This is a genomic window from Lysobacter sp. FW306-1B-D06B (assembly GCF_038446665.1).
Classification (GTDB): domain Bacteria; phylum Pseudomonadota; class Gammaproteobacteria; order Xanthomonadales; family Xanthomonadaceae; genus Lysobacter_J.
The window spans coordinates 2538814-2564858 of record NZ_CP151802.1; the positions used below are offsets into that span (position 1 = coordinate 2538814).

The 26045-nt window shown below is 67.0% G+C and carries 22 protein-coding genes and 1 pseudogene; 13 read left to right on the plus strand and 10 right to left on the minus strand.

Going from position 1 to position 26045, the window contains the following annotated elements:
• Nucleotides 1–41: 41 nt before the first annotated feature.
• The 5 genes from AAFF32_RS11705 to AAFF32_RS11725 all read left to right on the plus strand — a co-directional run bounded on the left by AAFF32_RS11705 (nt 42) and on the right by AAFF32_RS11725 (nt 6159).
• A complete protein-coding gene (locus tag AAFF32_RS11705) occupies nt 42–1190 on the plus strand; it encodes a pyridoxal phosphate-dependent aminotransferase (RefSeq protein ID WP_216958202.1) in 1149 nt (382 codons plus the stop codon).
• Nucleotides 1191–1270: 80 nt separating this feature from the next.
• The gene (locus AAFF32_RS11710; RefSeq protein ID WP_216958201.1) at nt 1271–2101 is read left to right on the plus strand and encodes an amidohydrolase; all 831 of its coding nucleotides are present in this window, start codon (nt 1271–1273) and stop codon (nt 2099–2101) included.
• Nucleotides 2102–2501: 400 nt separating this feature from the next.
• Nucleotides 2502–3095, plus strand: coding sequence for an OmpA family protein (locus AAFF32_RS11715; protein ID WP_342315264.1), 594 nt, complete (start codon nt 2502–2504; stop codon nt 3093–3095).
• Between the two features lie 205 nt (nt 3096–3300).
• A complete protein-coding gene (locus tag AAFF32_RS11720; protein WP_216958199.1) occupies nt 3301–3765 on the plus strand; it encodes a YbaK/EbsC family protein in 465 nt (154 codons plus the stop codon).
• A gap of 135 nt (nt 3766–3900) precedes the next feature.
• Complete coding sequence (locus tag AAFF32_RS11725) at nt 3901–6159, plus strand: hypothetical protein (protein WP_342315265.1); 2259 nt, start codon at nt 3901–3903, stop codon at nt 6157–6159.
• Nucleotides 6160–6297: 138 nt separating this feature from the next.
• Here AAFF32_RS11725 and AAFF32_RS11730 read toward each other — a convergent pair whose 3' ends face one another.
• The 10 genes from AAFF32_RS11730 to AAFF32_RS11775 all read right to left on the minus strand — a co-directional run bounded on the left by AAFF32_RS11730 (nt 6298) and on the right by AAFF32_RS11775 (nt 16064).
• A complete protein-coding gene (locus tag AAFF32_RS11730) occupies nt 6298–7110 on the minus strand; it encodes a spore coat U domain-containing protein (protein WP_342315266.1) in 813 nt (270 codons plus the stop codon).
• A 174-nt stretch (nt 7111–7284) separates the two neighbouring features.
• Complete coding sequence (locus tag AAFF32_RS11735) at nt 7285–8079, minus strand: fimbria/pilus outer membrane usher protein (RefSeq protein ID WP_342317269.1); 795 nt, start codon at nt 8077–8079, stop codon at nt 7285–7287.
• Nucleotides 7961–9715: a hypothetical protein gene (locus AAFF32_RS11740; RefSeq protein ID WP_342315267.1), complete on the minus strand. Its 1755-nt coding sequence runs from the start codon at nt 9713–9715 to the stop codon at nt 7961–7963. Before AAFF32_RS11740 ends, AAFF32_RS11735 begins: the two co-directional genes overlap by 119 nt.
• A 73-nt stretch (nt 9716–9788) precedes the next feature.
• A complete protein-coding gene (locus AAFF32_RS11745; protein ID WP_342315268.1) occupies nt 9789–10508 on the minus strand; it encodes a molecular chaperone in 720 nt (239 codons plus the stop codon).
• A gap of 51 nt (nt 10509–10559) precedes the next feature.
• Nucleotides 10560–11105: a spore coat U domain-containing protein gene (locus AAFF32_RS11750; RefSeq protein WP_342315269.1), complete on the minus strand. Its 546-nt coding sequence runs from the start codon at nt 11103–11105 to the stop codon at nt 10560–10562.
• A 4-nt stretch (nt 11106–11109) separates the two neighbouring features.
• Nucleotides 11110–11616, minus strand: coding sequence for a spore coat U domain-containing protein (locus AAFF32_RS11755; protein ID WP_342315270.1), 507 nt, complete (start codon nt 11614–11616; stop codon nt 11110–11112).
• Nucleotides 11617–11666: 50 nt separating this feature from the next.
• Entirely contained in the window at nt 11667–11969 is a 303-nt protein-coding gene (locus AAFF32_RS11760) for a hypothetical protein (RefSeq protein ID WP_342315271.1), read from the minus strand.
• Between the two features lie 265 nt (nt 11970–12234).
• Nucleotides 12235–13986, minus strand: coding sequence for a pseudouridine synthase (locus AAFF32_RS11765; RefSeq protein WP_342315272.1), 1752 nt, complete (start codon nt 13984–13986; stop codon nt 12235–12237).
• Nucleotides 13979–15001, minus strand: a complete 1023-nt coding sequence (scpB, locus tag AAFF32_RS11770) for an SMC-Scp complex subunit ScpB (protein ID WP_216958182.1) — start codon at nt 14999–15001, stop codon at nt 13979–13981. Before scpB ends, AAFF32_RS11765 begins: the two co-directional genes overlap by 8 nt.
• 148 nt (nt 15002–15149) lie before the next feature.
• Entirely contained in the window at nt 15150–16064 is a 915-nt protein-coding gene (locus AAFF32_RS11775; protein ID WP_216958180.1) for a ScpA family protein, read from the minus strand.
• A 358-nt stretch (nt 16065–16422) separates the two neighbouring features.
• Here AAFF32_RS11775 and AAFF32_RS11780 point away from each other — a divergent pair, with 358 nt between their 5' ends.
• From AAFF32_RS11780 to AAFF32_RS11815, 8 genes and pseudogenes are all read left to right on the plus strand, one after another.
• Nucleotides 16423–16722, plus strand: coding sequence for a YciI family protein (locus AAFF32_RS11780; RefSeq protein WP_216958178.1), 300 nt, complete (start codon nt 16423–16425; stop codon nt 16720–16722).
• Nucleotides 16719–17012: a BolA family protein gene (locus AAFF32_RS11785; RefSeq protein WP_342315273.1), complete on the plus strand. Its 294-nt coding sequence runs from the start codon at nt 16719–16721 to the stop codon at nt 17010–17012. The genes AAFF32_RS11780 and AAFF32_RS11785 overlap by 4 nt, the downstream gene beginning before the upstream one ends.
• Nucleotides 17013–17178: 166 nt before the next feature.
• Nucleotides 17179–18195, plus strand: a complete 1017-nt coding sequence (locus AAFF32_RS11790) for a LacI family DNA-binding transcriptional regulator (protein ID WP_342315274.1) — start codon at nt 17179–17181, stop codon at nt 18193–18195.
• Between the two features lie 89 nt (nt 18196–18284).
• Entirely contained in the window at nt 18285–21254 is a 2970-nt protein-coding gene (locus AAFF32_RS11795) for a TonB-dependent receptor (RefSeq protein ID WP_342315275.1), read from the plus strand.
• 237 nt (nt 21255–21491) lie between these two features.
• Nucleotides 21492–23258, plus strand: a pseudogene (locus AAFF32_RS11800) (glucoamylase family protein); the annotation flags it as partial.
• The gene (locus AAFF32_RS11805) at nt 23143–24312 is read left to right on the plus strand and encodes a sugar ABC transporter substrate-binding protein (protein WP_342317270.1); all 1170 of its coding nucleotides are present in this window, start codon (nt 23143–23145) and stop codon (nt 24310–24312) included. The pseudogene AAFF32_RS11800 and the gene AAFF32_RS11805, both read left to right, overlap by 116 nt.
• Entirely contained in the window at nt 24309–25205 is an 897-nt protein-coding gene (locus tag AAFF32_RS11810) for a sugar ABC transporter permease (RefSeq protein WP_342315276.1), read from the plus strand. The genes AAFF32_RS11805 and AAFF32_RS11810 overlap by 4 nt, the downstream gene beginning before the upstream one ends.
• A 1-nt stretch (nt 25206) precedes the next feature.
• Nucleotides 25207–26028 (plus strand): carbohydrate ABC transporter permease, encoded by an 822-nt coding sequence (locus tag AAFF32_RS11815; RefSeq protein ID WP_216958169.1) that lies wholly within the window; start codon nt 25207–25209, stop codon nt 26026–26028.
• The last annotated feature ends 17 nt before the right edge of the window (nt 26029–26045 follow it).

A 26045-nucleotide genomic window follows, 5' to 3' on the forward strand; every position in this document is an offset into this window, starting at 1 on the left:
AACTTAACGGTTTCCCGCCCCACGTCGAGTCCCCACCCGCGATGACCCTGCAAACCAAGCTGCCCAAGGTCGGCACGACCATCTTCACCGTCATGTCGCAGCTCGCCCTCGAGCACGACGCGGTCAACCTGGGCCAGGGCTTTCCCGACTTCAACGTCCCCGAGCGCCTGATCGAAGCCCTCGATCGCGCCATGCGCGAGGGCAAGAACCAGTACGCGCCGATGACCGGCATCCCCGCGCTGCGCCAGGCCATCGCCGCCAAGACCGAGCGCTGCTACGGCCACCGTCCGGATGCCGACACCGAGATCACCGTCGTCTCCGGCGCCAGCGAGGCGATCTTCGACGCCGTCGCCGCGGTCGTGCGGCCGGGCGAGGAAGTGATCGTGCTCGACCCGTGCTACGACTCCTACGAGCCGGCGATCGACCTGGCCGGCGGTCGCGCCGTGCATGTGCCACTGGACCCGGCCACGTTCGCACCGGACTGGCAGGCGATCCGCGCCGCGGTCACGCCGAAGACGCGACTGTTGATGATCAACTCGCCGCACAACCCGTCGGGCGCAATGTTCAGCGAGCACGACATCGCCCAGCTCACCGCGCTGCTGCGCGAGACGCAGATCTGGCTGCTTTCCGACGAGGTTTACGAGCACATCGTGTTCGACGGCCGTCGCCACGAATCGGTGCTGCGCTATCCCGAACTGCGCGAGCGCGCGTTCGTCGTGTCCAGCTTCGGCAAGACCTACCACTGCACGGGCTGGAAGCTGGGCTACTGCATCGCGCCGCCGCTGTTGTCGGCCGAGCTGCGCAAGGTGCACCAGTACAACACCTTCTGCACCTTCGCCCCGGCGCAGTGGGCGTTCGCGGAGATGATCGAAGCCGAGCCGGAGCACTACGAACAGCTCGGCGCGTTCTACGAAGCCAAGCGCGACCGCTTCCGCGAGCAGCTGCTCACCACGCGCTTGAAGCCGCTGCCCGTGCCGGGCGGTTACTTCCAGCTCGTGGATTACTCCGACGTCAGCGACCTCGACGATGCCGCGTTCTGCCGCTGGTTGACGACGGAGAAGGGCGTCGCCGCGATTCCGCTTTCGCCGTTCTACGAATCGCCACCGTCCGGCCAGCGCCTGGCGCGGTTGTGCTTCGCCAAGAACGAGGCGACGCTGGACAAGGCGATCGAGCGGTTGCAGAAGCTTTGAACGAAGCTGTCGTTCCCGCGAAGGGGATGACGGCACAAAACGATGACGGCAAGTAACAACCCCTGACTTCGCGAGCACCCATGAACGACCTGCGCGTCACCCTCGTCCAAGGCGACACCCGCTGGCACGATCCGGCCGGCAACCGCGACTACTACGGCCGCCTGATCGCGCCGCTGCGCGGAAACACCGACCTGGTGATCCTGCCGGAAACCTTCACCAGCGGCTTTTCCAACGACGCCATCGGCAACGCCGAAACGATGGAAGGCCAGACCGTCGCGTGGATCCGCGAACAGGCCGCGCGCCTGGACGCAGCGGTGACCGGCAGCGTGCAGCTGCGCGACGGCGAGGGCGTCTACAACCGCCTGCTGTTCGCCACGCCCGACGGTGCGCTGAGCACCTACGACAAGCGTCATCTGTTCCGTTACGCGCGCGAGCACGAGCGCTACGCCGCCGGTCGCGACCGCCTCACGCTCGACTGGCGCGGCTGGCGCATCTGCCCGCTGGTCTGCTACGACCTGCGCTTCCCGGTGTTTTCGCGCAACCGTTTCGATGTCGAACGCGCCGGCGAGCTCGATTTCGACCTGATGCTCTTCGTCGCCAACTGGCCGTCGGCGCGCCGCTACCCGTGGCAGACGCTGCTGCGTGCGCGGGCCATCGAGAACCTGTGCTTCGTCGCCGCGGTGAACCGCGTGGGCACCGACGGCAACGGCCTGCATTACGCCGGCGACAGCGCGGTGATCGATTTCGTCGGCCAGCCCATCACCGAATGCGGCGAGGTGGAAACGGTGGTCACCGCCACGCTGTCCGCCGCCGATCTCGCGGCGCATCGCGAACGCTTCCCCGCGATGCTCGACGCCGATGCGTTTGAGCTGAAGAACGGGGATTCGGGATTCGGGATTCGGGATTCGTAAGAGCGGACTTCCGCTTCTGCGAAGCCCAGCTTCAACTCAACTCATCCTGGAGTGCCAGCCGGGTCGTCGCGCGCTTTTTCAAATCCGGAATCCCGACTCCCGAATCCCGGCTTTTTCCATGAACGGCCGCGGTACACATCCCGCGAGCATCGTCTTGACATCACTGAACCGTGCGCGGGTTCGCGCTTGGTGGCGTCCTCTCGCCTGTTCAGAAAATGGCTCGTTAAGGTTCGCCGTGTCATTCATTACGGCACCTCAACAACCTGAAGACGCAAGACCGCGCGCCCCGCGCAGAACAACAACACGACACACGTCCAATAGCGCCTGCGTTTCGACTTCCCCCGGTCCCGCAGGCATTGCGTGCGCGGCATTGCGCACGGTCATTGAAAGGAGACATCCCTTGGTTTCTACCGGTCTGATCCGCAACACCGGTTTCGCCGTGGCGCTGGGCGCCGTCGCGCTCACCGGCTGCAGCAAGTACATCAAGCGCGATGAGTTCGACGCGACGATCGCCGAGCTTCGCGCCACCGATCAGAAACTGCAGTCGCAGCTCGACGCGCTCTCGGCCAAGCACGACGCGCTGGTCACGCAGCTCGCCGGCCGCACTCGCGTGGACACCGCCGCGCACTTCGCCACCAACGACGCCACGCTCAGCGAGCAGGACAAGCCGCTGCTGGACGACTTCGCCCGCGTGATCCGCGACAGCCATTCGCAGGCCGTGATCACGGTGGAAGGCTTCGCCGATCCGTCCGGCTCGGCCGCGCACAACCGCCGTCTCGGCCTGCACCGTGCGCAGGCGGTGCGCGACTACCTCGTCGGCTCGGGCCTGGGCGATGCACAGGTGCGTGCGGTGAGCTACGGCGAGGACAAGAACCGCCAGGTGCACGCAGGCGCCGTGGGCGAAGCCGGTCAGGCCAACCGTCGCGTCTCGCTGGTGGTCGACTACGCCGGCCCGCGCAGCGATGCGCAGCCGCAGCAGACCGCCTCGCTGTAACGCACCGCGATCCGGACTGACGCGCGCTGTCCGGATCGCAGCGCAGCATCGGGCGTACACTGGCCGGGCCGCGTTCGCGCGGCCCGGCTTTTCGATGAATGCGTTTCGATGATCGCGTTTCCATGAATCCGCCGATGCCGGCGCGCGCCGCGCCGATGACGAACGACGCGCCCGGCCTCCCGCAACCGCAGAGGAGCCCCCGGCCATGTCGTCCCCACGTCTACAGGAATTCCTGAACTCCAATCGCGTCAGCTACGACACGATGACGCACCCGCACGCCTTCACCGCGCAGGAAACGGCGATGCGCGCCCATGTCGACCGCCATGCGATGGCCAAGACGGTGATGGTGAAGCTCGACGGCCGCCTCGCGATGGCCGTGCTGCCCTCGGACGAGTGGCTCGACGTTTCGCAGCTGCGGCAGGTCAGCGGCGCGCGCGAGGTCGCGCTGGCGAGCGAAACCGACTTCAAGGATCGCTTCCCCGAATGCGAGGTCGGGGCGATGCCGCCGTTCGGCAACCTCTACAACATGGACGTGTACGCCGCCGAAAGCCTGGCCGATGACGGCCGCATCGCATTCAACGCCGGTTCGCACCGCGAACTGATGCGCATGGAATGGAGCGACTTCGAACGCCTGGTGCATCCGCGCGTGGTGGAGCTGACGCGGCATTGAGCACCAGCCCTCTCCCCTTGCGGGAGAGGGACCGGTCGCCGAAGGCGGCCAGGGAGAGGGGTAGGGCGCCTGCGAGCGCCCCACGTCACCGCCTCTTCACCTGAATTTGGCACCACCCTGTGGCTTAGTGCGTACATGAACAGCGCCGCGAAGGACGCAGGCCCCGCCCGCCAGGCATGGCAACGCCTGCCGCCCCGCGTTCGCACCTGGGTGGCGCGCATCGCACTCGCGCTGGCGTTGCTGTACGCGCTGTACGTGATCGCCGGCAACGTGTTCATCAACACGCCGCTGGGCGAGTGGGTGGCGAACCGCAAGCCGGAGAAGTTCCAGATCGAGTGGGGCGGCGGCTACACGTTCTGGCCCGGCCGCGCGACGGTGCACGACGTGAAGATGAAAGGGCACGTCGCCCGCACGTACTGGTCGGTCAATGCGGAGAAGGCGAGCGGGCGCGTGGCGATCTGGCCGTTGTTGCGCAAGACCGTGCGCGTGCCCGAAGTGGTCGCCGAAGGCGTCACCGGCGGCGCGCAGATGAAGGGCGAGCGCACACCGCCGCCGCAGGCGCGCCCGGGCGGCTGGGTGTTGCAGTTCGACCGCATCCGCACCGATTCGATCCGCGGCGGTTATTTTGGCGACCTCGTGCTGGAAGGCCAGGGGCGCGCCGAAGTCGGCTTCTACAAGCAGCTGCGCGGCGGTGCACTGGAACTCATGCCCTCGACCGCGCACTTCGACAACGCGCGCCTGAAGTCGGGCAAGGAAGAGCTGCTGCGCGACGGCCGCATCGACGCGCGCTTCGCCATCGCACGCCATACGCGCGCGCAGGCGCCCGGCATTCGCAAACTGCTGCTCACCGATGCCGCGCTGGAGCTGGACGGCAAGGCCTCGGCGATCAAAGTGGACGTGGACCCGCAAGGCAAGGTGACGCTGACCAACGTACCTGGCGAAGGCAAGGCGCAGGTGAAGCTGGGACTGGCGCGCGGCGAGGTGATGCCGGGCAGCCGCGTGCGCTGGAACGTACCCGTCAGCGGCCGCGATGCGACCGGCGCCATGCACCGCAGCGCGCTCGATGTCGCGCTGGACGTGGATCGCGACATGCGTCTGGTCGCCAAGACGCCTGCGCAGCACACCGGCCGCGTGTCGCTCGACGCGGACCTGGTGGTGCGCGGCACGAAGATTCCGCTGGCGCCGCCGCACGAAAGCCTGCGCGAGTTGCTGCCCCGCAGTTCCGGCCACGTCGTCGGGCGCTGGCATTTCGCTTCGCTGCGTTGGCTGGGGCGCATGTTCAGCGATGCGCCCTGGCTGGCGCTGGATGGCTCGGGGCTGGTGGACGCCGACGTGCGCGTGGTGGACGGCAAGGTGGCCGGCGGCAGTCGCGTCACCGTGCCGGAAGTCGATGCCATCGCGCACGTCATGGGCAACCGCATCAGCGGCCGCGCCAGCGCCGACGCGCGCCTGGACGCCGGTCCGAACGACGAACTGCTGCCCAGCCTCGACCTGCGCATGCAGCGCTTCAACGTCGCCGCCGACGATGCGCCGTCGCAGCCGTACATCGAAGGCAACGATCTGCAGCTGTCGCTGAAGACACTGTCGGGCGTGGAGCGCGAGGCGATGCGCCAGCCCGGGGCGATGCGGGAGCTCGGCAACGCATTGAATGCGCACCTCACCTTCGCCAACGCGAAGGTGCCCGATCTGCGCGCCTACAACCGCTACCTGCCCAACGAGCACATCCGCTTCGACGGCGGCTCGGGCACGCTGTCGGGGGACCTCACCCTGGACGGCGCGGGCGTGATCGGGCAGGGCACGCTGGGCGTGGATGCGAAGGCCGCGCGCATGCACCTGGCCGGGCTGGCATTGCGCACCGACATGGACACCGACCTGCGCCTGCGTCGCGCGGACATCAAGCGGCGCAACTTCACCATCGACGGCAGCCGGGTTTCGTTGAATAACGTCAGCTTTACCGAGCCCGGTGGCGAATCGCGCAGTGGCTGGTGGACGCGCATCGACCTGGACCGCGCGCACATGGACTGGGACAAGCCGATCAGCATCAATGGACGCGTGCGCGTCGCGATGAAGGACGTGGGCTTCCTGCTGTCGATGTTCTCCAAGCAGCGCGACTATCCGAAGTGGGTGTTCAAGCTGATCGGCTCCGGGCAGGCGCAGGTCAGTGCGAAGGTGCAGTGGAGCGGCGACACGCTCACCCTCGACAACGTGCAGGCCGACAACCAGCGCTACCAGGTCAAGGCGCGCCTGCGCCTGCACGGGAAGAGCCGCACCGGCAGCCTGTACGCGCACTGGGGCGTACTCAGCACCGCGGTGGCGGTGAACAACGGGAATCGCGACTTCCACGTGATGCACGCGCGCGAGTGGTATGACGCGCAGCCGGCGTTGTTGCGCTGACACGCTTCGCGGCTGCATCTCATCCCGCCCTTCGCGCCACCTTCCCCATCAAGCGGAGAGGCCAGTTCCCCGTCGACTGGAGACATCATGGCGATGGGAGGGCGTTGCGGCGCGCATGCATCTTCCCGCAGGGAGCCGTCAGAACGTCACGGTCACGATGATGGTGTCGGCGTACGTGCCGATCGCCGCGCTTTGCGGTGGCAGCTTGGCGTACACCGTGTTGGTTTGTGCCGAGGCGTTGCCGATGCCCGCAACGGTGGACGACCCGCTGCTGCCATCGCCCCAGGGTTGGGTTCGCCCGGCATCGACGTAGAGCCCGTAGGCGAGCGTTTCGTTGCCTCCTGAGCGCGTCATGCGGCGCGCGCCCACGGTCGCGCCGACACCGCTCCCCGCGCTCAACGCAAGGCTGTACGTCGTCCCCGTGCCGCACGTGGTGGTGATCACGCCGGTGGCGTTGACGGCCGCGCTGAGGACGCCTTGCTGTCCGAAGTCGATGTTGGTTGCGCTGACCGAACAGCTGGTGCCGACGTTCGCCACCACGGTGAATGAAAATCGCGAGTTGATGGGCGGCGTGGACGAGGTGCAGGTGGGTGGACCGTAGGTGGAGTTGAACTCAGCAACCTGCACCGTGCCTTCGTTCGTGGTGAAGGTCGACGAATACGTGCCCAGATTGGGCTTCTGTCCGCCGGGTATCCGACCGTAGATGGAGTACGTTCGGATCGCCGACCCGCCCGGGTTGTAGATATCCGCAATGAACGTCATTCGGGACGGATCCGAGGTGCTGGTCCACAGGGAGTTGCGGGCCGCGTCTTGGTAGAAGTTGAAGTTGAGCGAGTTGGTCCCCTGTTTCATGGTCCGCAGGGTCCAGCTTCCCGTCACCAGTCCAAAGTTCACGCAGGCGCGGACGTACTGGTCGTGGAGGTTCTTGCAGTCGACGGTGAGCGTGCCCACGTAAATCGGTGGGATTGTTCGATGCCGGATCCACATCGCCGAAATTCAAGGTGGAGTCGATCAGAACCGTGCACGACTGCGCGCGCAATGGCAGGCCGCTAGACAGCAACCACACCGCTGCGGCGAAGCACGCCTGCAACGCGAGCGATGAAAGGCGCTTGCGTGTGGTCGGGTTCATGGCAGCACCTGCGAGGATTTGCACACGAAGGGGCCTATCGTCGTCAGCACGTCGGCGGCGTCGAACAGGACTTCCGCCGTGCACGTCGCATCGTTCGCTTCGGCCGAAACAGTCTGGCGCGGCCCGAGTTGCTCGATGAACACCTGGCCGTCGTAGCCCATCGTCGCGGTCAGGCCGGAGTCGGTCACCGTCACCGTCGTGCCAACCGGCAACGGCTGCCCGCGCTCGTCGACGAGGATGACGACGGCGCCGGTGTAGCGCCCCACCGGGAAGGCAGCCAGCACGCCCGACAGCCCGCGCGGCGCCACTTCCATGCGGTCGGCGTCCACGCGCACGTCCGGTGGCAGCTCGACGGTTCCCAGCATCAGGCGATTGCTCTGCCACGAGAGCAGGTCCGGAATGAGCAGGTGACCTTCGCGATTGGTCGCGCCGACGAGGCGATTCTCACGCAGGATGGGGATGTCGGCCATGCCGTTGGTGGAGACCACGGCGAACGCGTCACTGATCGTGCGCGACGCGAGCAGGTCGCCGTCCATCCAGACCAGTGCGCCGGTCGCGAACAGCGTGGCATTGGTGTAGGTGAAATCGTCACGCGTGGAGTGTTCGAGCAGCAGCGAGGCATCGCCGTAAGTGCCCCGGTAGTCCACGCGTCCCATGCCGTGCCGGTAGCCGTCATCGCCGCCGTCGAGCAGCGCACTCCAGCCGAACCCGCCGCGGTCGTAGTCCATCGAACGGCTCGCCGAGATCGATGCCGTACTCTCCTTGCCGTATCGGCTGGCACTGCTGGCCACGCTGGCGCGGCGCTCCAGCGAAAGCGATGCGCCGAGGTAGATGCCGAGGGAATCGGACACGTCCCGGTCGTGGAACACGTTGGCCGCCGAAGGAACCGTTGTATCCGATCGAAAGGATGTGCGAGCCGCCCAGGTCCGAGGCTTGCTGGCGCGTATAGACAAGGGTGACCGAATGGCGTTGGCCCAGCGGAACGCCCAGCGAAGCATGCAACTGACGCTGTGGCACGGTCACGTCCTTCAGACTGCCCAGGTCGCGATAACCGCCATCCGCGCGCAGGCCCAGCAGGTCGATGTTGAAATGCGGCGACTGGTACTGGTAACCCAGGCCCCATTGCATGCCGTGCTGGTCGCCGTCGCTGATCGTCGCCGATGCATTGAGCACGCCGTAATTGCCCAGCTCCACCAGGCCACCGATGCCCAGGTTGTACAGGCCGCGCGTGAGTTCGGTGTGGGCTTCCAGCGTGAAGCCATCGCGCACGCCATGACGCCATGACGCATTGGCCGCCGGATCGTCCGCGTAGTCGAACGAACGGCTGCCGTAGCTGCGGCGTGGATAGCCCACTTCCACCGAATAGTCGTACAGCCCGCGGCCGAGCAGTCGCGTATCGATGTACAGCGGGCGACTGAGGCTGACCTCGCGCCCCATCGCGTCCTGGTACACCACCGTCGCGATGCCTGCCCCCGTCAGTGCCGGTGGGGGGGCGATCAGGAACGGGCCTCCGCTGGCGTTGCCGGTGAACTGGCGCAGGCCGTTGATGTAGAGGTCCACCATCGTGGGAACAACGGCGGTGCCGCCGATGGCCGGCACCGGAAACGTCACCAGGTTCGGCCGCACTTCGAAATTGCGTGACACGCTCAAGCCGCCCAGATGGATCGCGCGCGACCACGTCAGTGACGAGGACACCAGATCGCCCGCTGTGTATGTGCGCAGGGCGTCGGGCTGGGTGTAGGTCCAGTAGCTGTCCTGACGGATGTAGTCGTATTCGCCGGCCTGCACGGTGGTGTAGCCGGTGTTGACGAACACGCCCGCGGGCGAGAAGAAGCGCAGTTCGGTACTGAGTGCGAATGTGCGATTTCGGCGCTCGTACTGCGCTTCGAACTCCTCTGCGCCCAGGACTGGAAGCCGGCCGTAACGCGCCGATCCGAGCAGCGGCACGTGCAAGCGGCGGCCCTGCCGTTTCTCTTCGAACGCCACCCGCGTGTTCTGAAGTTGCGCAGCGTAGTTGAGCACCAGTCCGGTGCCCGATCGCGTCAGCATGGGCGGCGGTGGCAGCACGCCGAGTTGTTCGGGCACGAGCCCGGCTTCAGGCAGGGTGAACTCGATGCGCTGGGTGTCCTCCACATAGTTGAAGGCAAGGCCGGGAATGTCGGCGAGCAGGATCTGGCGGTCCGCGTCGAGCGGGAGGTCATCCACGCGCACGCCGATCTCGGTCAGCTCATCGGCTGAGATGCGCAAGCCGGCGTTCGTGCGATCCACCTGCACAACCAGCCCGGTCGGCCGACCGTTCAAGTAGGCCTCCAGGTAGTACGACGCGGGCGGCACGTCGGCGCTTTGCGCGCGCGAAATCGTGGGCGAGACGATGCACATCAGCCCCAGGATGCAGATGAACAGCGTTGTGCGCGTGTACGCGCGCATCCAATGCCTCTCCCTTCCGCAGCGGCAGGGCGGCGCCGTGAGGCATCGCCGTCGTCGCAACCCGCTCTGCCGGTTACAGGTCGACCTTGAGCGGCTGTCCGTTGAACATCGCGGTCATGCGCACGGGGCGCCCCTTGGCGGCGGCGTTGGCGGGGATCGTAACGGTCCACTGCATCGTCCTGCCCGCCAGCACATAGCCCAGCAGCCCGCCCACGACGGGCGTGGTGGCCCCGCCGGCGTGTTCGATGACCACTTCGGATGCCTGCACGTGCGAGTCGCTCTTGTTTTGCGCATTGAGCGTCAGCGCATTGCCGGTGACGTGCGCGGCGATCGTGACCTGGCCCGGCGGCATCGTCGCCTTGGGCAGCACGAACACCGGCACTGAATAGCGCATCTGCACGGACACGCCGATGGTCGGCGCGTTCTTCGCATCGGGAATCTCGTCCACGACCAGGCGATAGGCTTCCTCGGTCGTGATGGCCGACTTGTCCACGCGCACGACGCGGATCGACTGGGTCTGTTTGGGCGCGAGCGTCGCCATGGGCGGACTGGCCACCAGCTTCTGCGTCGGCGTGAGGCGATCCTGGTTGCCCTGCTGCTCCCAGGCGAACACGCGCACCTGCGCCTTGATCGGCGTGTCGCCTTCGTTGGTGATGGTCATCACCGCCGTCGCCTTGCCCGGGGCCAGCGTGATGCTCGTGGGCATGACGTGGATGGACGCGGCCATTGCTCCGCCAACGGCGAACGACAGAGCAGTCACTAGCAGCGCATTGCACAGGTGGGTGAACTTCATGGCGCGTCTCCGTGCAGCAGGTGAGGACCGGCGGGCACGGTGCCCGCGCGGTTAGTAGGTGATCGTCGCGGTGATGGTGGTGGTGTAGGTGCCGGGCGCCTTGGTGGTCTGCATCGCGTAGATGCGGCCGTAGATCGTGTAGCTCTGGTTGCTGCCGGTGCCCGTGCCGCCGGCGGTATCGGTGCCGGGCGTCATGCCCCAGATTTGCGTGTATCCGGCATCGCGGTAGAGGTTGAACGTCATGGTGCCGCCGGGACCGCTCAGAGAGCGCACCGCGACGGTGGAGCCGCCGACCGATCCGGCGTCCAGGCTCACCGAGTAGGCCGTGCCGGGCGTGCAGGCGACGACGAGGTTGCTCGTGCCGTAGTACGCGATGTTCTGCACACCGATCGTGCCGAAATCGAGGTTCGGGATGGCGATGATGGTGCAGTCGTTGATGATGCTTGCATTGACGGTGAACGAAGCGGTGCGCGTCGCGGCGTCCAGCGGTGCGATGCCCAACGCCGACACCATGATCGATATGGCGCAAAGGCGAGACGCGCGCAGCACGATGGACGCAACGCGAGCCGCCTCGTGCCGGTGGCCGGTGGTCGCCATCGGATCAGTAGGTGATCGTGACGGTCACCGTGCTGGCGTAACTGCCCACGGCAGGCGCCGTCTGCGGCGGGATGCGGGCGTAGATGGTGTACAGGTTGTTGCTGCCGTTGCCGGTACCGCCGACGGTGTCGGTGCCGGTGGTGTTTCCCCAGTTCTGCGTGCGACCGGTATCGCGGAACAACTGGTATTTCAGCGAGCCACCGCCGCCGCTGGCCATGCGTCGATCGGTGATGGTCGAACCTGCGCCGGTTCCTGCGTCCAGTGCAACGGTGTAAGTCGTGCTGGGCGTGCACGCGACGGTCAGCACGCTGGTGGTGTCGATGTTGGCCGTTGTCACGCCGACGGTGCCGAAGTCGATGTTCGGCGCGCTGATGATGGTGCAGTCGCTGACCATGGTCGCCAATACCTGGAACGTGGCTGTCTTGGTAGCGGCAGTCGACGTCGTCGGGCTGAACGCAACGACGGCGATCGTGACGATGCACAGCGGTTTGAGGAGGAGCACGGGATGCATGGCGGATCTCCTGATGTCAGTGCTGCGACCGGACCCGATGCCCGGCCGGACTAGTACGTGACGAAGACGATGAGTCGGCGAGCCGCGGGCGTGTGGTCCGCACGGCCGGAGGAGATGCGCGGCGTCATCGACACCGCGTGCGGTACGGCGGGCGAGCAGATCACCTGCACACGCTCGTTCGAGCGGACAGCTGCGGGCATCGTGTCGAAGGACGATGGAGCGCGCATCAGGCACGATGCGTCGATCCGCGCGGTAACCTGAAATGAGCCGGTCCGCGTCGCCGCCGATGCCGCGCACGCGAGCATGAGCGCGCTTGCGACCGCGCCCGCACGAATCGTGCACTCCATCGCCATGGCGCGGGCTCCTGGGTTGTCGTCCGGTGTGCGGCCGGTGAGGGAGGGCGGAGGCATCGGTCACGTGTGCCTCGCCCCATGCTTTCCCCGCGCGTGTTCAGCGACGGTGAAATGGCGTGAATTCGCACACGAAGGTGCGTGCCGGGCGACGAACGGCGAGCGCCTGAGTGCAAAGCGCCTTGCGACCAATGCATCGCAACGGGACGCGTCGCCACAAAAAGAAACAGGGCGCCTGGGCGCCCTGTTTCTTTCACTACTTCAACGATCAGCCGCGCGGACCGCGACCGCCGCCGGGGCGTCCGCCACCGCGCGGACCGCCCGGACGCGGACCAGCGCCGGCCGGACGCGGACCGCCGCCACCGGGGCCGCGGTTGCCGCCCGGACGGTTGCCGCCGGGCTTGCCGCCCGCCGGCTTCGGGCCGCCCGGACCGCCGGGACGACCGCCCGGACGCGGCGCGCGCGGCTTGTCGCCGTACGGGTTGAAGCTGCCGGGATTGGCGTGATCGGACGGGAAGCTCGGCGCGTTGCCCGGATGGCCGTACGGACGCGAGCTGCGCTGGCCCTGACCCTGGCCCTGACCGCCGCCCGGGCCACGGCGTTCACCATAGCCGCCGCCACCGCCACCGCCACCGCCACCGCCGCTGCGTTCGCCGTAACCGCCACCGCCGCTGCGCTCGCCACCGAAGCCGCCTTCGCGACGCGGACCGCGTTCGCCGTAGGCACCGCCGCCGCCCGGACCGCGGCTACCGCCGCCCGGACCGCCCGGTCCACGACCGCCGCCGCCCGTGCGCGGCTTGTCGCCGTAGGGCTTGCGGGGGCCGCGTGCATCGGGATTGCGGTGACCGCTCGGGCCGGTATCGACGCCATCGGGCACGTACCAGGTGCGGAACGCCGCCGGATTGCCTTCCGGCAACGGCTTGGGACCCTTTTCCTTGCGCTGCTTGAACGGCTTGTTGCCGGCCTTCGCCGCGGCTTCGCCGCTGACGGTCAGGCCGCCGTGCTTGCGCGGGCCGCCGCGACCGCGACCGCGGTCTTCGCGCACGTGGTCGAAGCGGCGCAGTTCGCGGCCTTCGTCGGCCGTGTTGTGGCCGCCGACGTAGCCGTGCGAGCGGGCCTTGCCGGTCAGGTCGATCGTCGACTTGGCGGCCTTGCGCTGGCCGATCACCGGCTGCAGCGTCAGCGCCGACGGCGTGCCGTCTTCCAGACCGAGCTTGTTGCGCAGCGATTCCACCGCCTCGGAGGCGAGTTCGCGCGACTGGCCGCGCAGCAGTTCGCGGGGCAGGGCGACTTCGCCGTAGCGGATTCGCTTGAGGCGGCTCACCTGGCAGCCCTGCGACTCCCACAGGCGGCGCACTTCGCGGTTGCGGCCTTCCTTCACCACGACGCGGAACCAGTCGTGCGAATCGGTGCCGCCGATGCGTTCGATCTCGTCGAACTTGGCCGGGCCGTCTTCCAGCGCCACGCCGCGGGCGAGGCGGTCGACGATGTTGTCCGGCACGACGTCCTGGCCTTCCGGCGCGCGCACGCGGCAGACGTATTCGCGCTCGACTTCGAAGGACGGGTGCATCAGCGCGTTGGCCAGCTCACCGTCGGTGCTGAGCAGCAGCAGGCCGGTGGTGTTGATGTCCAGGCGGCCGATGGCGATCCAGCGCGCGCCCTTCAGCGCGGGCAGGGCCTCGAACACCGTCGGGCGGCCTTCGGGGTCTTCGCGCGTGGTCACTTCGCCTTCGGGCTTGTTGTACATCAGCACCCGCGAGGCTTCGGTCAGCGCACTGGCGACGAACTGGCGTCCGTCGATCTCGATGCGGTCGCCGCTCTTCACGCTCATGCCCACCTGCGCGGTCTCGCCGTTGACCTTCACCAGGCCGTCGGCGATGCGCTGTTCCAGCGCGCGGCGCGAACCCAGTCCGGCCTGCGCGAGCACCTTGTGCAGGCGCTCTTCCAATCGCGGCGCCTCGGTGGCGTCCGGATCGGCGGCGCGTTTGAGGGTGAGCTTGCGGCTCTTTTCTTCAGTCATTTTTGTGTTGCTCCGACTCGGCCAGTTCGGCTTCGTCATCATTCGGAACGGTCGTCGTCTCGACGGCGTTGTCTTGCTCGTGATCGTTCGCGTCCGCCGCGCGCTTGCCCGGCGCGGCTTCGGGGTCGCCCTGGAGGGCATATTCGGTTTCGTCGATGTCGAGGTCGGTGACCTCGTCTTCGGTGATTTCGGTGTTGTCTTCGTCAGCCTCGGCATTGGCGACTTCGTCGACGGAGTCGCCGGTCTGCGCGTGCCCGGCGTTCTCGTCGGCGGCTTCGTCGCTGCCGGTGTCGTCGGCCTCGCCTTCGGCCGCGCCGGCGGCGTTTTCTTCGTCGGCGCCGCCGTCGTTCGCGGCGGCGGTGTCGTCGGCCGCGTCCTCATCCGACGCCTGCGCGCCGTCGAGGTTGGATGCGTCGGCGCCTTCGTCCGCGATGCCCGCGGCGATCGGAGCCGGCGTGCCTTCGAACGCCAGCTGCGGTTCCAGCTCGCCGATGTCCTTCAGTTCCGACAGCGGCGGCAGTTCGTCCAGGCGCTTGAGGCCGAAGTAGTCCAGGAACACCTTCGTGGTGCCGAACAGCGCCGGCTTGCCGGGCACGTCGCGGTGGCCGACGACGCGGATCCACTCGCGCTCTTCCAGCGCCTTGATGATGTTGCTGTTGACCGCCACGCCGCGCACCTGCTCGATCTCGCCGCGCGTGATCGGCTGGCGGTAGGCGATGAGTGCCAAGGTCTCAAGCGTGGCGCGCGTGTAGCGCGTCTGGCGCTCGGTCCACAGGCGCGCCACCCAGGAGTGGACGTCGGCCTTGACCTGAAAGCGGAAGCCGGAGGAGACCTCGACCAGCTCCACGCCGCGGTCGGCACAGGCTTCGCGCAGGGTTTCCAGCGCCTGCTCGACGCTGTCGGCCGGCGCCGGCTGGTCTTCGGGGAACAACGCGTGCAGCTGCGCCAGCGTCAGCGGCTGGTTCGCCGCCAGCAGCGCGGCTTCGACGATGCGGGTGATCAGTTGTTGATCCATGGATCGATCGGTTTCCAGTCTCTTGGCCCGTCAGTCCCGCGAACGCGGGCATCCGGTGCCTTGGAAGCGTTTGACGCCAAATCGGAGGTCGCCGGATTCCTGCTTTCGCGGGGACGACGGGGTGTTGCGGGATGACGCCTTGGCGCCGTCAGCCATCGTTGGCTGCCGGCTCGTCGAACTCGCTGCTCAGTTCGATCTCTTCCCCGTCCTTGAGCAGCGCGAGCGACTTCACGTAGATCGGTGCGAACGGTGCTTCCTGCACGATTTCCACCAGTTGCTCCTTGGCCAGCGTGAGCATGCCCAGGAACGTGACCACGATGCCGAGCTTGCCTTCCTCGGCGGTGAACAGCGTTTCGAAGCGATAGAAGGCGCCGTCCTTCAAGCGTTCCAACAGCTCGCCCATGCGCTGGCGGACGCTGAGGGCATCGCGCTTGATCGCGTGCTGGGTGAACAGCTCGGCGCGCTTGAGCACGTCGTGCAGGGCCAGCAGCATTTCCTTCAGATCCACCGGAGGCGGCAGTCGCACCGAGGCGCGGTCCGGGACGAAGGCCTGCACCGGCGCGGTGTCGCGGTCCTGGCGGGGCAGGGAATCGATGTCCTCGGCGGCCTTCTTGAAACGCTCGTACTCCTGCAGGCGGCGGACGAGCTCGGCGCGGGGGTCTTCTTCCTCGCCTTCCTCGTTCGGTGCGCGCGGCAGCAGCATGCGCGACTTGATCTCGGCCAGCATGGCGGCCATGACCAGGTAGTCGGCGGCCAGCTCGAAGCGCATCTCGTGCATGGCCTGGATGTAATCGACGTACTGGCGGGTGATGTCCGCCACTGGGATGTCGAGGATGTCCAGGTTCTGCCGGCGGATCAGGTACAGCAGCAGGTCGAGCGGGCCCTCGAACGCCTCGAGGATGACCTCCAGCGCATCCGGCGGGATGTACAGGTCCTGCGGGATCTGCAACACGGGCTGGCCGTGCACCACCGCCAGCCGCATTTCCTGCTGCTGAGGCGTGGTGTGGGCCGGGGCGGCCACGGGTTGCGGATCGCTCGCGTCGGCTGCGCGTTCTTCGGTCATTCGGAGGCGGCCCCTCCGGGCCACGGCACTGCATATCGCTCAGGCTGGCGGCCGTCGGGGCCACCGGGGATGCAACGGACTTGCTAAGACGAACTTGTCGGAACGTCGGGCCCGGTCCGAACGGCCATGGCCGGCGCGTCACGCGAGGGCGTGGCGGGCGACTTGGGGTTTCGGGCTCGGGGCCGTCGGGGGCAGCGGCGCACCTGGGTGCGTGCGAGGCGACGGTGTGGGGAGCCGGTCGCGTCGGGCCGCTGCAGCCGGCCTTGTGAAGGCAAGGGTACGGCCTCGCCCGGGCCGTGTCCAGCCGCTTGCCGACTACAATTCAGCTCGTTTCCCCCAATCCGAGGACGCACGGCGCATGTGGTACGTGATCGAAGGCTATGACGGCAAGGACGTGCTCGCCCAGCGGCTGGCTGCGCGGCCCGAGCACCTGGCGCGCCTGACCGCGCTGCGCGACGAGGGCCGGCTGCTGCTCGCCGGGCCGTGCCCGGCCATCGACGCCGAAGATCCGGGCCCGGCCGGCTTCAGCGGGAGCGTGGTCATCGCGGAGTTCGAGTCCCTCCAGGCCGCCCGCGCCTGGGCCGATGCCGATCCCTACGTGGCCGCCGGCGTCTACCAGCGCGTGGAGGTTCGTCCGTTCCGCAAGGTGCTGCCGTGAGCGGCCGCCCGCTGCCCAGGGCCGAGCGCGCGGCCGCGATCCGCACTGCGCTGGAGGCGGCCCTGGCCCCGATTTCGCTGGAGATCGAGGACGAAAGCCACCGCCACGCCGGGCATGCCGGCGCGGCGGACGGGCGAGGGCACTTCCGGGTGGACGTGGTCAGCGCGGCCTTCGCCGGGCTGACGCCGATTGCCCGCCATCGCGCGATCTACGCCGCGCTCGGCAACCTGATGGACACCGATATCCACGCATTGGCGATCCGCGCGCGGACCCCGGCCGAGGCGGAATGAGCCCGGCGAGTCGGCTGCGCGTCGTTGTCGCGGCGCAGCAATGGTCGCGTGGATTGGTGGCAGGAAGGCAGACGTTGGCGACGTTTCGCGCAACGACATAACGTCCGCTTTACACTCGAATTTGAAAACGATTACAGTCCGCGCGCATTGTCCGCGGAGGCCCTGCGTGTCGAGCGTAACCATTAAAGACGTCGCCCGCGTGGCGCAGGTATCGGTGGCCACCGTTTCGCGCGCGCTCAATGGCCACGGCAACGTGGCCGAAGACGTCCGCAACCGCGTCTTCGCCGCCGCGCAGGAGTTGCGCTACACGCCGCACGCCGCCGCGCGCAGCCTGAGCAGCCGGCGCACCCAGACGCTCGGCGTGGTCCTGCCGGACCTGCACGGCGAATTCTTCTCCGAGCTCATCCGCGGCATCGACCAGATCGCCCGCGCGCAACGGCTGCACCTGCTGGTGTCCAGCTATCACGGCAATCCGGAAGAGCAGGGCGCCGCGCTGCGCGCGATGCGCGGACGCGTCGACGGACTGATCGTCATGTCGCCCTTCGTCGAAACGCCGAGCCTGGGCGAACACCTCGATCCGTCGCTGCCGACCCTGCTCATCAACAGCCAGGCCGAACTCGACGGCACCGCCGTGCTGGGCGTCGACAACTACGGCGGCGCGGTGACGATGGTCGAGCACCTCGTCGCCATCGGCCATCGTCGCATCGCCTTCATCGCCGGTCCCACCGGCAATTTCGATGCGCACGAGCGTCTGCGCGGCTATCGCGATGCGCTCGCGCAGCGACTGCCCGGCACCGCCGAATGGGTGTTGCAGGGCGACTTCTCCGAAGCCTCCGGGCACCGTGCCGGACACGAGTTGCTCGCCGCCGCGCAGCGGCCCGATGCCGTGTTCGCCGCCAACGACATGATGGCGCTGGGCTGCCTGTTCGCCTTCGCGCAGGCCGGCGTGAACGTGCCGGGCGACATCGCCGTGGCCGGCTTCGACGACATTCCTCTGGCGCGCTACGTCCACCCGGCGCTCACGACCATCCGCGTCAACATCGCCGAACTCGGCGCGCGCGCGGCCCGATTGCTCATCGCGCAGGTCGCCGGAGATGCGGCCAGCGAATCGTCGGTGCTTTCGACGGAGCTGATCGTGCGCGAGTCGAGCGGTTCGCCCACGCCTTCCCCGCGTTCTCCGTGACCAACGCCCGCTGAGCGTCACGGATTCTTGTGGCTGTTCGCTGTAAACGATTCCATGCGGTTCGACATGCTTTTGGAGAGAGGAAGCATATGAATTCAAGGTTCCCCCGCCTTCCGTCGCGCAGGCTGCTTGCCTGCGCCCTGGCCAGTTGCCTGGCCGTCGCCGCCCCCGCGGTGATGGCGCAGAGCACCTCGGCGACCATCCGTGGACAGGTCACCGTCGACTCGGCCCCCGCGAGCGATGCGCAGATCACCGCCACCAACACGGCCACCGGACTCTCGCGCAAGGTGCAGGCCGTCAACGGTACCTACAACGTCGGCGGCCTCCCGCCCGGCACCTACCGCATCGACGCGGTCGCCGGCGGGCAGACCACGACCAAGACCGTAACGCTGGCCGTCGGCCAGACCGCCACGCTGAATCTTTCGGCCGGCGGCGTCGCGGAGACCGGTCCGGTCGCAGACGCCACGACGGTCGACACGGTCACCGTCACCGGTGTGGCGCTGGCGGAAGTGAAGACATCGGAAATCGCCACCTACGTAAGCGGCAAGCAGATCGACATGCTTCCGCAGAATTCGCGCAACTTCCTGTCCTTCGTCGATCTGGCGCCGGGCATGGAATTCCAGCAGGGCGCCGACGGCTCCACGCGCATCCGCTCCGGCGCCGGCACTCCCAATGGCATCAACGTCTACATCGACGGCGTCGGCCAGAAGGATTACGTGCTGCGCGGCGGCATCAGCGGCCAGGACTCCACCAGCGGCAACCCGTTCCCGCAATCGGCCATCGGCGAATACAAGATCATCACGCAGAACTACAAGGCCGAGTACGACCAGCTCAACAGCGCAGCGATCGTGGCCACCACGCGCTCGGGCACCAACAACTTCGAAGGCAGCTTCTTCTGGGACCGCACCTCCAAGGACTGGCGCACGCGCACGGTCTTCGAGGAGCGTCTGGACACCAAGGCCGAAACCGGTGCCGAACAATACGGCGCCACGTTCGGCGGCCCGATCCTGCGCGACACGGCGCACTTCTTCCTGGCCTACGAGGCGAAGGAGTTCGACCGGGCGCGCTCGCTGACGCTGGGCGAGGGCTACACCATCGACCGGTTGCCGGCAGCGCTGCAGGAAGAGGCCGGTACCGGACTGTTCATCGCGCCCTTCAAGGAAGATCTGTACTTCGCCAAGATCGACTGGCTGCTGGGTGAGGACCATTATTTCGAATTCACCACCAAGTACCGCGACGAGAGCGAGCTGACCAACCTCGGCAACGGTCCCAACCTGCCCAGTTACGCCACCAACAAGCTCAACGAGGAAACGCGCGTAGACCTGCGCTACCAGTTCACCCATGGTGCCTGGCTCAACGACGCGCACATCACCTACGAGGACGCTAGCTTCAACCCCAGCCCGCTCAACAACGGCGTGGCGTACAACCTGATCAACTTCAACGGCAGCGACGTCAACGCGCGCCTGATCACGCGCAGCGGGGCGGGCTCGGACTTCCAGGAGAAGGGACAGAAAGGCTGGGGCTTCCAGGACGACCTGACCTACACGGGCCTCACGGGCCACACCATGAAGATGGGCGTGAAGTTCAAGGATGTCGACGTCAGCGCGATCGAGCGCCAGCCGTACAACCCGCAGTTCACCTACGACGTCAACGGCAGCCTCGTCCAGCCCATCCACGTGCGGTTCGGTTCGGCCCTGCCGGGTGTCGGCGACGGCAGCGCGGAGTCGAGCAACAAGCAGTACGGCATCTATTTCCAGGACGACTGGGAGGTCAACGACCACCTGATCCTCAACCTCGGCCTGCGCTACGACTACGAGAAGAGCCCCAGCTACACCAACTTCGTCACGCCCGCCGACGTGGTCGACGCGCTGCGCGCGTCCACGGCGATCAACGCGCCGAACTCCGGCGTGAACATCAACGACTACATCAGCACCGGCAACAACCGCGACTCGTTCAAGGACGCCTGGCAGCCGCGCGTGGGTTTCTCCTACGACCTCAACGCCGACCAGCGCCACGTGATCTACGGCGGTGCGGGACGCGCCTACGACCGCAATCTCTTCGACTGGCTGCAACTGGAAGTCACCAAGGCCACGTTCCCGGCCACCAACGTGTACTTCCGCCGCGGCGACGGTACGTGCCCGCTCGCGACCGAACCGTGCGTGGACTGGAATCCGGCGTTCTTCGATCCGGCGACGCTGGCCGCGCTCGCGTCGCCCGACGGAGGTGGACGTGAGGTGTTCCTGCTCGACAACGATCTGAAGGTGCCGTACTCCGACCAGTTCAGCCTGGGCATGCGTAACACCGTGGGCGAATGGCTGACGGACGCCACGATCTCGTACGTGGAAGGGCACGACGGCTTCGCATGGTTGCTCGGCAACCGTCGCGACGACGGCACGTTCTTCGCGCCCGGCTTCCAGTGGGGCTCACCGTTCAACCAGGGACTGGACGGTTTCAGCAACCTGATCCTGGGCACCAACGGCCTCAAGACGCGCACCAGTTCGCTGTACCTGAAGGCGGAGAAGCCGTACACGGCCGAATCCGGCTGGGGCGTCACCATCGCGTACACCTTCCTGCACGCGGAGGAGATGCGCGAGTCGCCGGAAGTCTTCGCGCTGGATTACCCCACGCTCAACCAGTACGGCTGGAACGACGCCGAAGTGCCCGATCACCGCCTCGTCGCCACCGGCCTCTACGACGGCCCGTGGGGCGTGACGCTCTCGGGCAAGATCACGCTGTCGTCGAAGATCCCGCGCTACTTCGTCAACTGCTTCGACATCGATCGACCGAACAACTGCTTCATCGATCAGTACAAGCCGGATGGCGACTTCGGTTACAAGCAGGTCGATCTGGCGGCGCAGAAGGACTTCGACACCGGTTCGGGCTTCAAGATGTGGGTGCGCGGTGACATCCTGAACGTCTTCGACTGGGCGAACTACGACGGCTACGACGATTTCCCCGGGAACTTCGGGTCCCCGGCGAACCCCAACTTCGGTGAACCGAACTCGCAGGTCGCATTCCCGACCCGTACGTTCAAGCTCTCGCTCGGCTTCAACTTCTGACCCGGTCCGCCGGCCGCCTACCTCGTCGGGGCGGTCGGCGGACTCGGGGTGTCTTCTTACTGGATGAACAGCGTGCTGATGTTTCAATCGATCCGACGCAGTTGGGGAACTGCATCGCTGGTGGCGGTGCTGGTGTTCATTTCGGGCTGCGGGCGTAACGAGCCGGCATCACAGACCTATCCGATCGCAGCCGCGCCTCCGGTGGAAGTCGAACCGCTCAAGCCGACCAAGCTCGAACTGCCGCCGCTGTTCCGCGACATCGAGAAGCGCACGTTCCAGTTCTTCTGGGATACGACGAACGAAGTCAACGGCCTCACGCCCGATCGCTATCCCTCGCGTCCCTTCGCGAGCATCGCCTCGGTCGGTTTCGCGCTCACCGCGTACCCGATCGGCATCGAGAACGGCTGGGTCAGCCGCCGCCAGGCGGTGGACCGCACGCTCACCACGCTGAAGTTCTTCCGCGACATTCCTTCCGGCGAGCAGGCGGAAGGCAAGGGCGCCTATCACGGCTTCTACTACCACTTCCTGGAGATGGACACCGGCCACCGCTACCAGAGCTGGGTCGAACTCTCCAGCGTGGACACGGCGCTGCTGATGATGGGCGTGCTGTTCGCGCAGAGTTACTACGACCGCGACGATCCGCGCGAGAAGGAAATCCGCGACATCGCCGACACGCTCTATCGCCGCGTCGACTGGCCGTGGCTGCAGCGCAACGCGCCGTTGATCTCGATGGGCTGGTTCCCCGAGAGCGGCTTCATCCAGCACGACTGGACCGGCTACAACGAGGCGATGATGCTCTACATCCTCGCGCTCGCTTCGCCCACGCATCCGGTGGAGCCGGAAGCATGGGAGGTGTGGACGCGCACCTACAACGACTCCTGGGGCGTCTATCAGGGCGAGGAATACCTGGCCTTCGGCCCGTTGTTCGGCCATCAGTACAGCCACGTCTGGATCGACTTCCGCGGCATCCAGGACGACTACATGCGCGAGCGCGGCATCGATTACTTCGAGAACAGCCGCCGCGCGGCTTACGCGCAACGCGCCTACGCCATCGCCAATCCGATGAAATGGAAGGACTACGGCCCGGAAGTGTGGGGCCTCACCGCCAGCGACGGCCCGCAGCAGACGCTGCAGGAGTTCCGCGGCGAACAGCGCCAGTTCCGCCACTACTCCGCACGCGGCGCCGGCCTGCGCGACACCTTCGACGACGGCACCATCGCGCCGACGGCGGCCATCGCGTCGCTGCCGTTCGCGCCGGAGATCGTCATTCCCAGCACCGTGGCGATCCACGAACGCTACGGCGAGTACCTGTACTCCAGCTACGGCTTCCTGGATTCGTTCAATCGCAGCTTCGACTTCGACATCCCGCTCAAGACCGGCCGCCTCGTGCCGGGCGAGGGCTGGGTCGCCAGCGATTACATCGGCATCGACCAGGGGCCGATCCTGGCGATGATCGCCAACTACCGCAACGACTTCGTCTGGAACGTGATGAAGCGGAACAAGTACATCCGCGACGGATTGCAGAAGGCGGGCTTCAAGGGCGGTTGGCTGGAACCGGTGAAGGAGGGCGAGACCGCATCGACGCAGCCCAAGCCGCAGACCAAGGAAGAGAAGGACGCCGCCACGGCGCGCGCGCTGGGCGAGGCGGAGTCGCGCGTGAACCGCGGATCGCAGACGCCGCCGCCCGCACCCGAATCCAAGCCGCAGCCGAAGTGAGCCTGCGATGATCCACGCGCGCGCGTCCGGCACGGCAGGCATCGGCACGAGGGTTGCGCGCTGGATGGCGTTCGTCCTGGCGATGCTCGCCACGCTCGTCATCGCCGGTTGCGGAGGCGAGCGCGACACGCGCCAGGTGGTGCGCTTCTGGGCGATGGGCTTCGAAGGCGAGATGGTGCGCCAGCTCATCCCCGACTTCGAACGCCTGCATCCCGACATCCGCGTGGAAGTGCAGCAACTGCCGGTCACCGCCGCGCACGAGAAGCTGCTGACCGCCTTCGCCGGTGACGGCCTGCCCGATGTGTGCGGGCTGGGCAACACCTGGCTGGCAGAGTTTGTCGAGCTGCGCGCGGTCGCGCCGCTGGAGCCGTTCCTCGCGCGTACGCCGTCGATGTCGCCCGACGATTACTTCCGGGGCTCGTGGGACACCGGCGTGATCGGCAGTCATGTGTACGCGGTGCCGTGGTACGTGGAAACGCGCTTGCCGTTCTATCGACGCGACATCCTTGAGGCCGCGGGCGTGAAGCAACCGCCGCGCACCTGGGCGCAATGGCGCGAGGCGATGGCGGCGGTGAAGCGCCACGTCGGGCCCGAGCGTTACGCGATCCTGCTGCCGCTCAACGAGTACGAGCCGCTGCTGAACCTCGCCATCCAGCAGCCCGACCCGCTGCTGCGCGACGACGGCCGCTACGGCAATTTCCGCAGCGACGGCTTCCGCCGCACGCTGGCGTTCTACAACGACATCTTCGTGCAGAAGTGGGCGCCGCCCTTCAGCAACAACCAGATCTCCAACGTCTGGAACGAGTTCGGCCGCGGCCTCTACACCTTCTACGTCAACGGCCCCTGGAACATCGCCGAATTCCGCAAGCGCCTGCCGCCGTCGATGGAAGGCAAGTGGGGCACGATGCCGTTGCCGGGTGCGGACGGCCCGGGTGCGTCCGTCGCCGGCGGCGCGAGCTTCGTCGTGTTCCAGCAGGCGAAGAACAAGGACGCGGCGTGGAAGCTGGTCGCGTACCTGTCGGATCCGCAGGTGCAGGTGCGATTCCACACGCTCACGGGCAACCTGCCGCCACGCCGCAGTGCGTGGGAGAGCAGCCAGGCGCTGGCGACCGACCCGTACACGTTGCCGTTTCGCGAACAGCTCGAACGCGCCAAACCCGCGCCGAAAGTACCGGAGTGGGAACGCATCGCGCAGGAGCTGCGCATCGTCGGCGAGCAGCTGGTCGCCGGCCGCTACACCGTGGACGAAGCGGCGACGGAACTCGACCGCCGCGCCGACGCCATCCTCGAAAAGCGCCGCTGGATGATGGATCAGGACGCCGCCACCGGAGGTTCGCGATGAGCATCGCGCCCAGGGTCAGCGCCTCCACCGCCGGCTGGATGTTCGCCGCGCCCGCGCTGGTGGTGATCGGCCTGTTCTTCGGATTGCCGGTGCTGGCAGCCTTCGCACTGAGCCTGACGGATTTCGACATCTACTCGCTGGCGGATCTGTCGAACCTGCGCTTCGTCGGACTGGGCAATTACTGGAACCTGCTGCAGGACCCGCTGTTCTGGAAGGCGCTGGGCAACACGATGTACTTCGTCGTGGTCGGCGTGCCGCTGTCGATCGCGGTGTCGCTGGGCGCGGCGTTGCTGCTGCATTCCAAGGTCGCGGTTTTCAAGCCGTTCTTCCGCACCGCGTTCTTCGCGCCGGTGGTCACCACGGTGGTCGCGGTGGCGGTGATCTGGCGCTACCTGTTCCACACGCGCTACGGACTGGTGAACTGGGGGCTCACTTCCATCGGGCTGGATCCGATCGACTGGCTGGGCGATCCCACCTGGGCGATGCCGACCATCATCGCCTTCGCCGCGTGGAAGAACTTCGGCTACAACATGATCATCTTCATCGCCGGTCTGCAGTCGATCCCCGAGGACCTGTACGAAGCCGCGCGCATCGACGGCGCCACGCCCGCGCAGCAGTTCTGGAACGTGACCTTGCCGCAGCTGGGGCCGGTGCTGCTGATGGTCGGCATCCTCACGCTGTCGGGCTATTTCCAGCTGTTCGCCGAGCCTTACGTCATCACCCAGGGTGGGCCGCTGCAAAGCACGGTGAGCGTGCTGTACCTGATGTACGACGAGGGCTTCAAGTGGTGGAACCTGGGCAATGCGTCGGCGGTGGCGTTCCTGCTGTTCGCGCTGATGACGGTGGCGACCAGCGGCCTGCTGTGGTTCGCACGACGCAAAGGAGCGGAATGACATGACCCCGCGCCTGGCCCGTGCCATCGTCAACGGCCTGATGATCGCGCTGGCGGTGATCAGCCTCGCGCCGCTGCTGTGGATGCTGTCGGTGTCCTTCATGCAGCCCGGCGAGGCCAGCCACTTCCCGCCGCCGTTGTGGCCTTCCAACGCCACGCTGGCGAACTACCACGAGCTGTTCGCCCGCGCCGGCATGGGCCGCTACCTGCTCAACAGCACGCTGATCGCGACGGTCGCCACGGCCATCGCGCTGCTGCTCAACACCATGGCGGGTTACGCCTTCGCCAAGCTGAAGTTCGCCGGGCGCGAGCGCGTGTTCCGACTGTTGCTGGCCGCGCTGGTGATCCCGGCGCAGGTGACGATGATGCCGCTGTTCCTGATGCTCAAGCAGATGGGGCTGGTGAATACGTACGCCGGCGCGGTGGTACCGCTGATGGCGAGCGTGTTCGGCATTTTCCTGGTGCGCCAGTACGCGCGCTCGATCCCGGACGAACTGCTGGAAGCGGCGCGCATCGACGGCGCCAGCGAGACACGCATCTTCTTCCAGATCGTGCTGCCCGTGCTCAAGCCGATTCTGGTGACACTGGCGATCTTCGTGTTCCTGGGCGCGTGGAACGACTTCATGTGGCCGCTGATCGTGCTCAGCGATTCGGGCCATTTCACGCTGCCCGTCGCGCTGGCCTCGCTGTCGCGCGAGCACGTGCAGGACAACGAGATGATGATGGCCGGGTCGGTGGTGACGGTGTTGCCGGTGCTGATCCTGTTCCTGGCGTTGCAGCGGTACTACCTGCAGGGCCTGCTGGTCGGGAGCGTGAAAGGGTGAGAGCGGTGAAGCGTGTG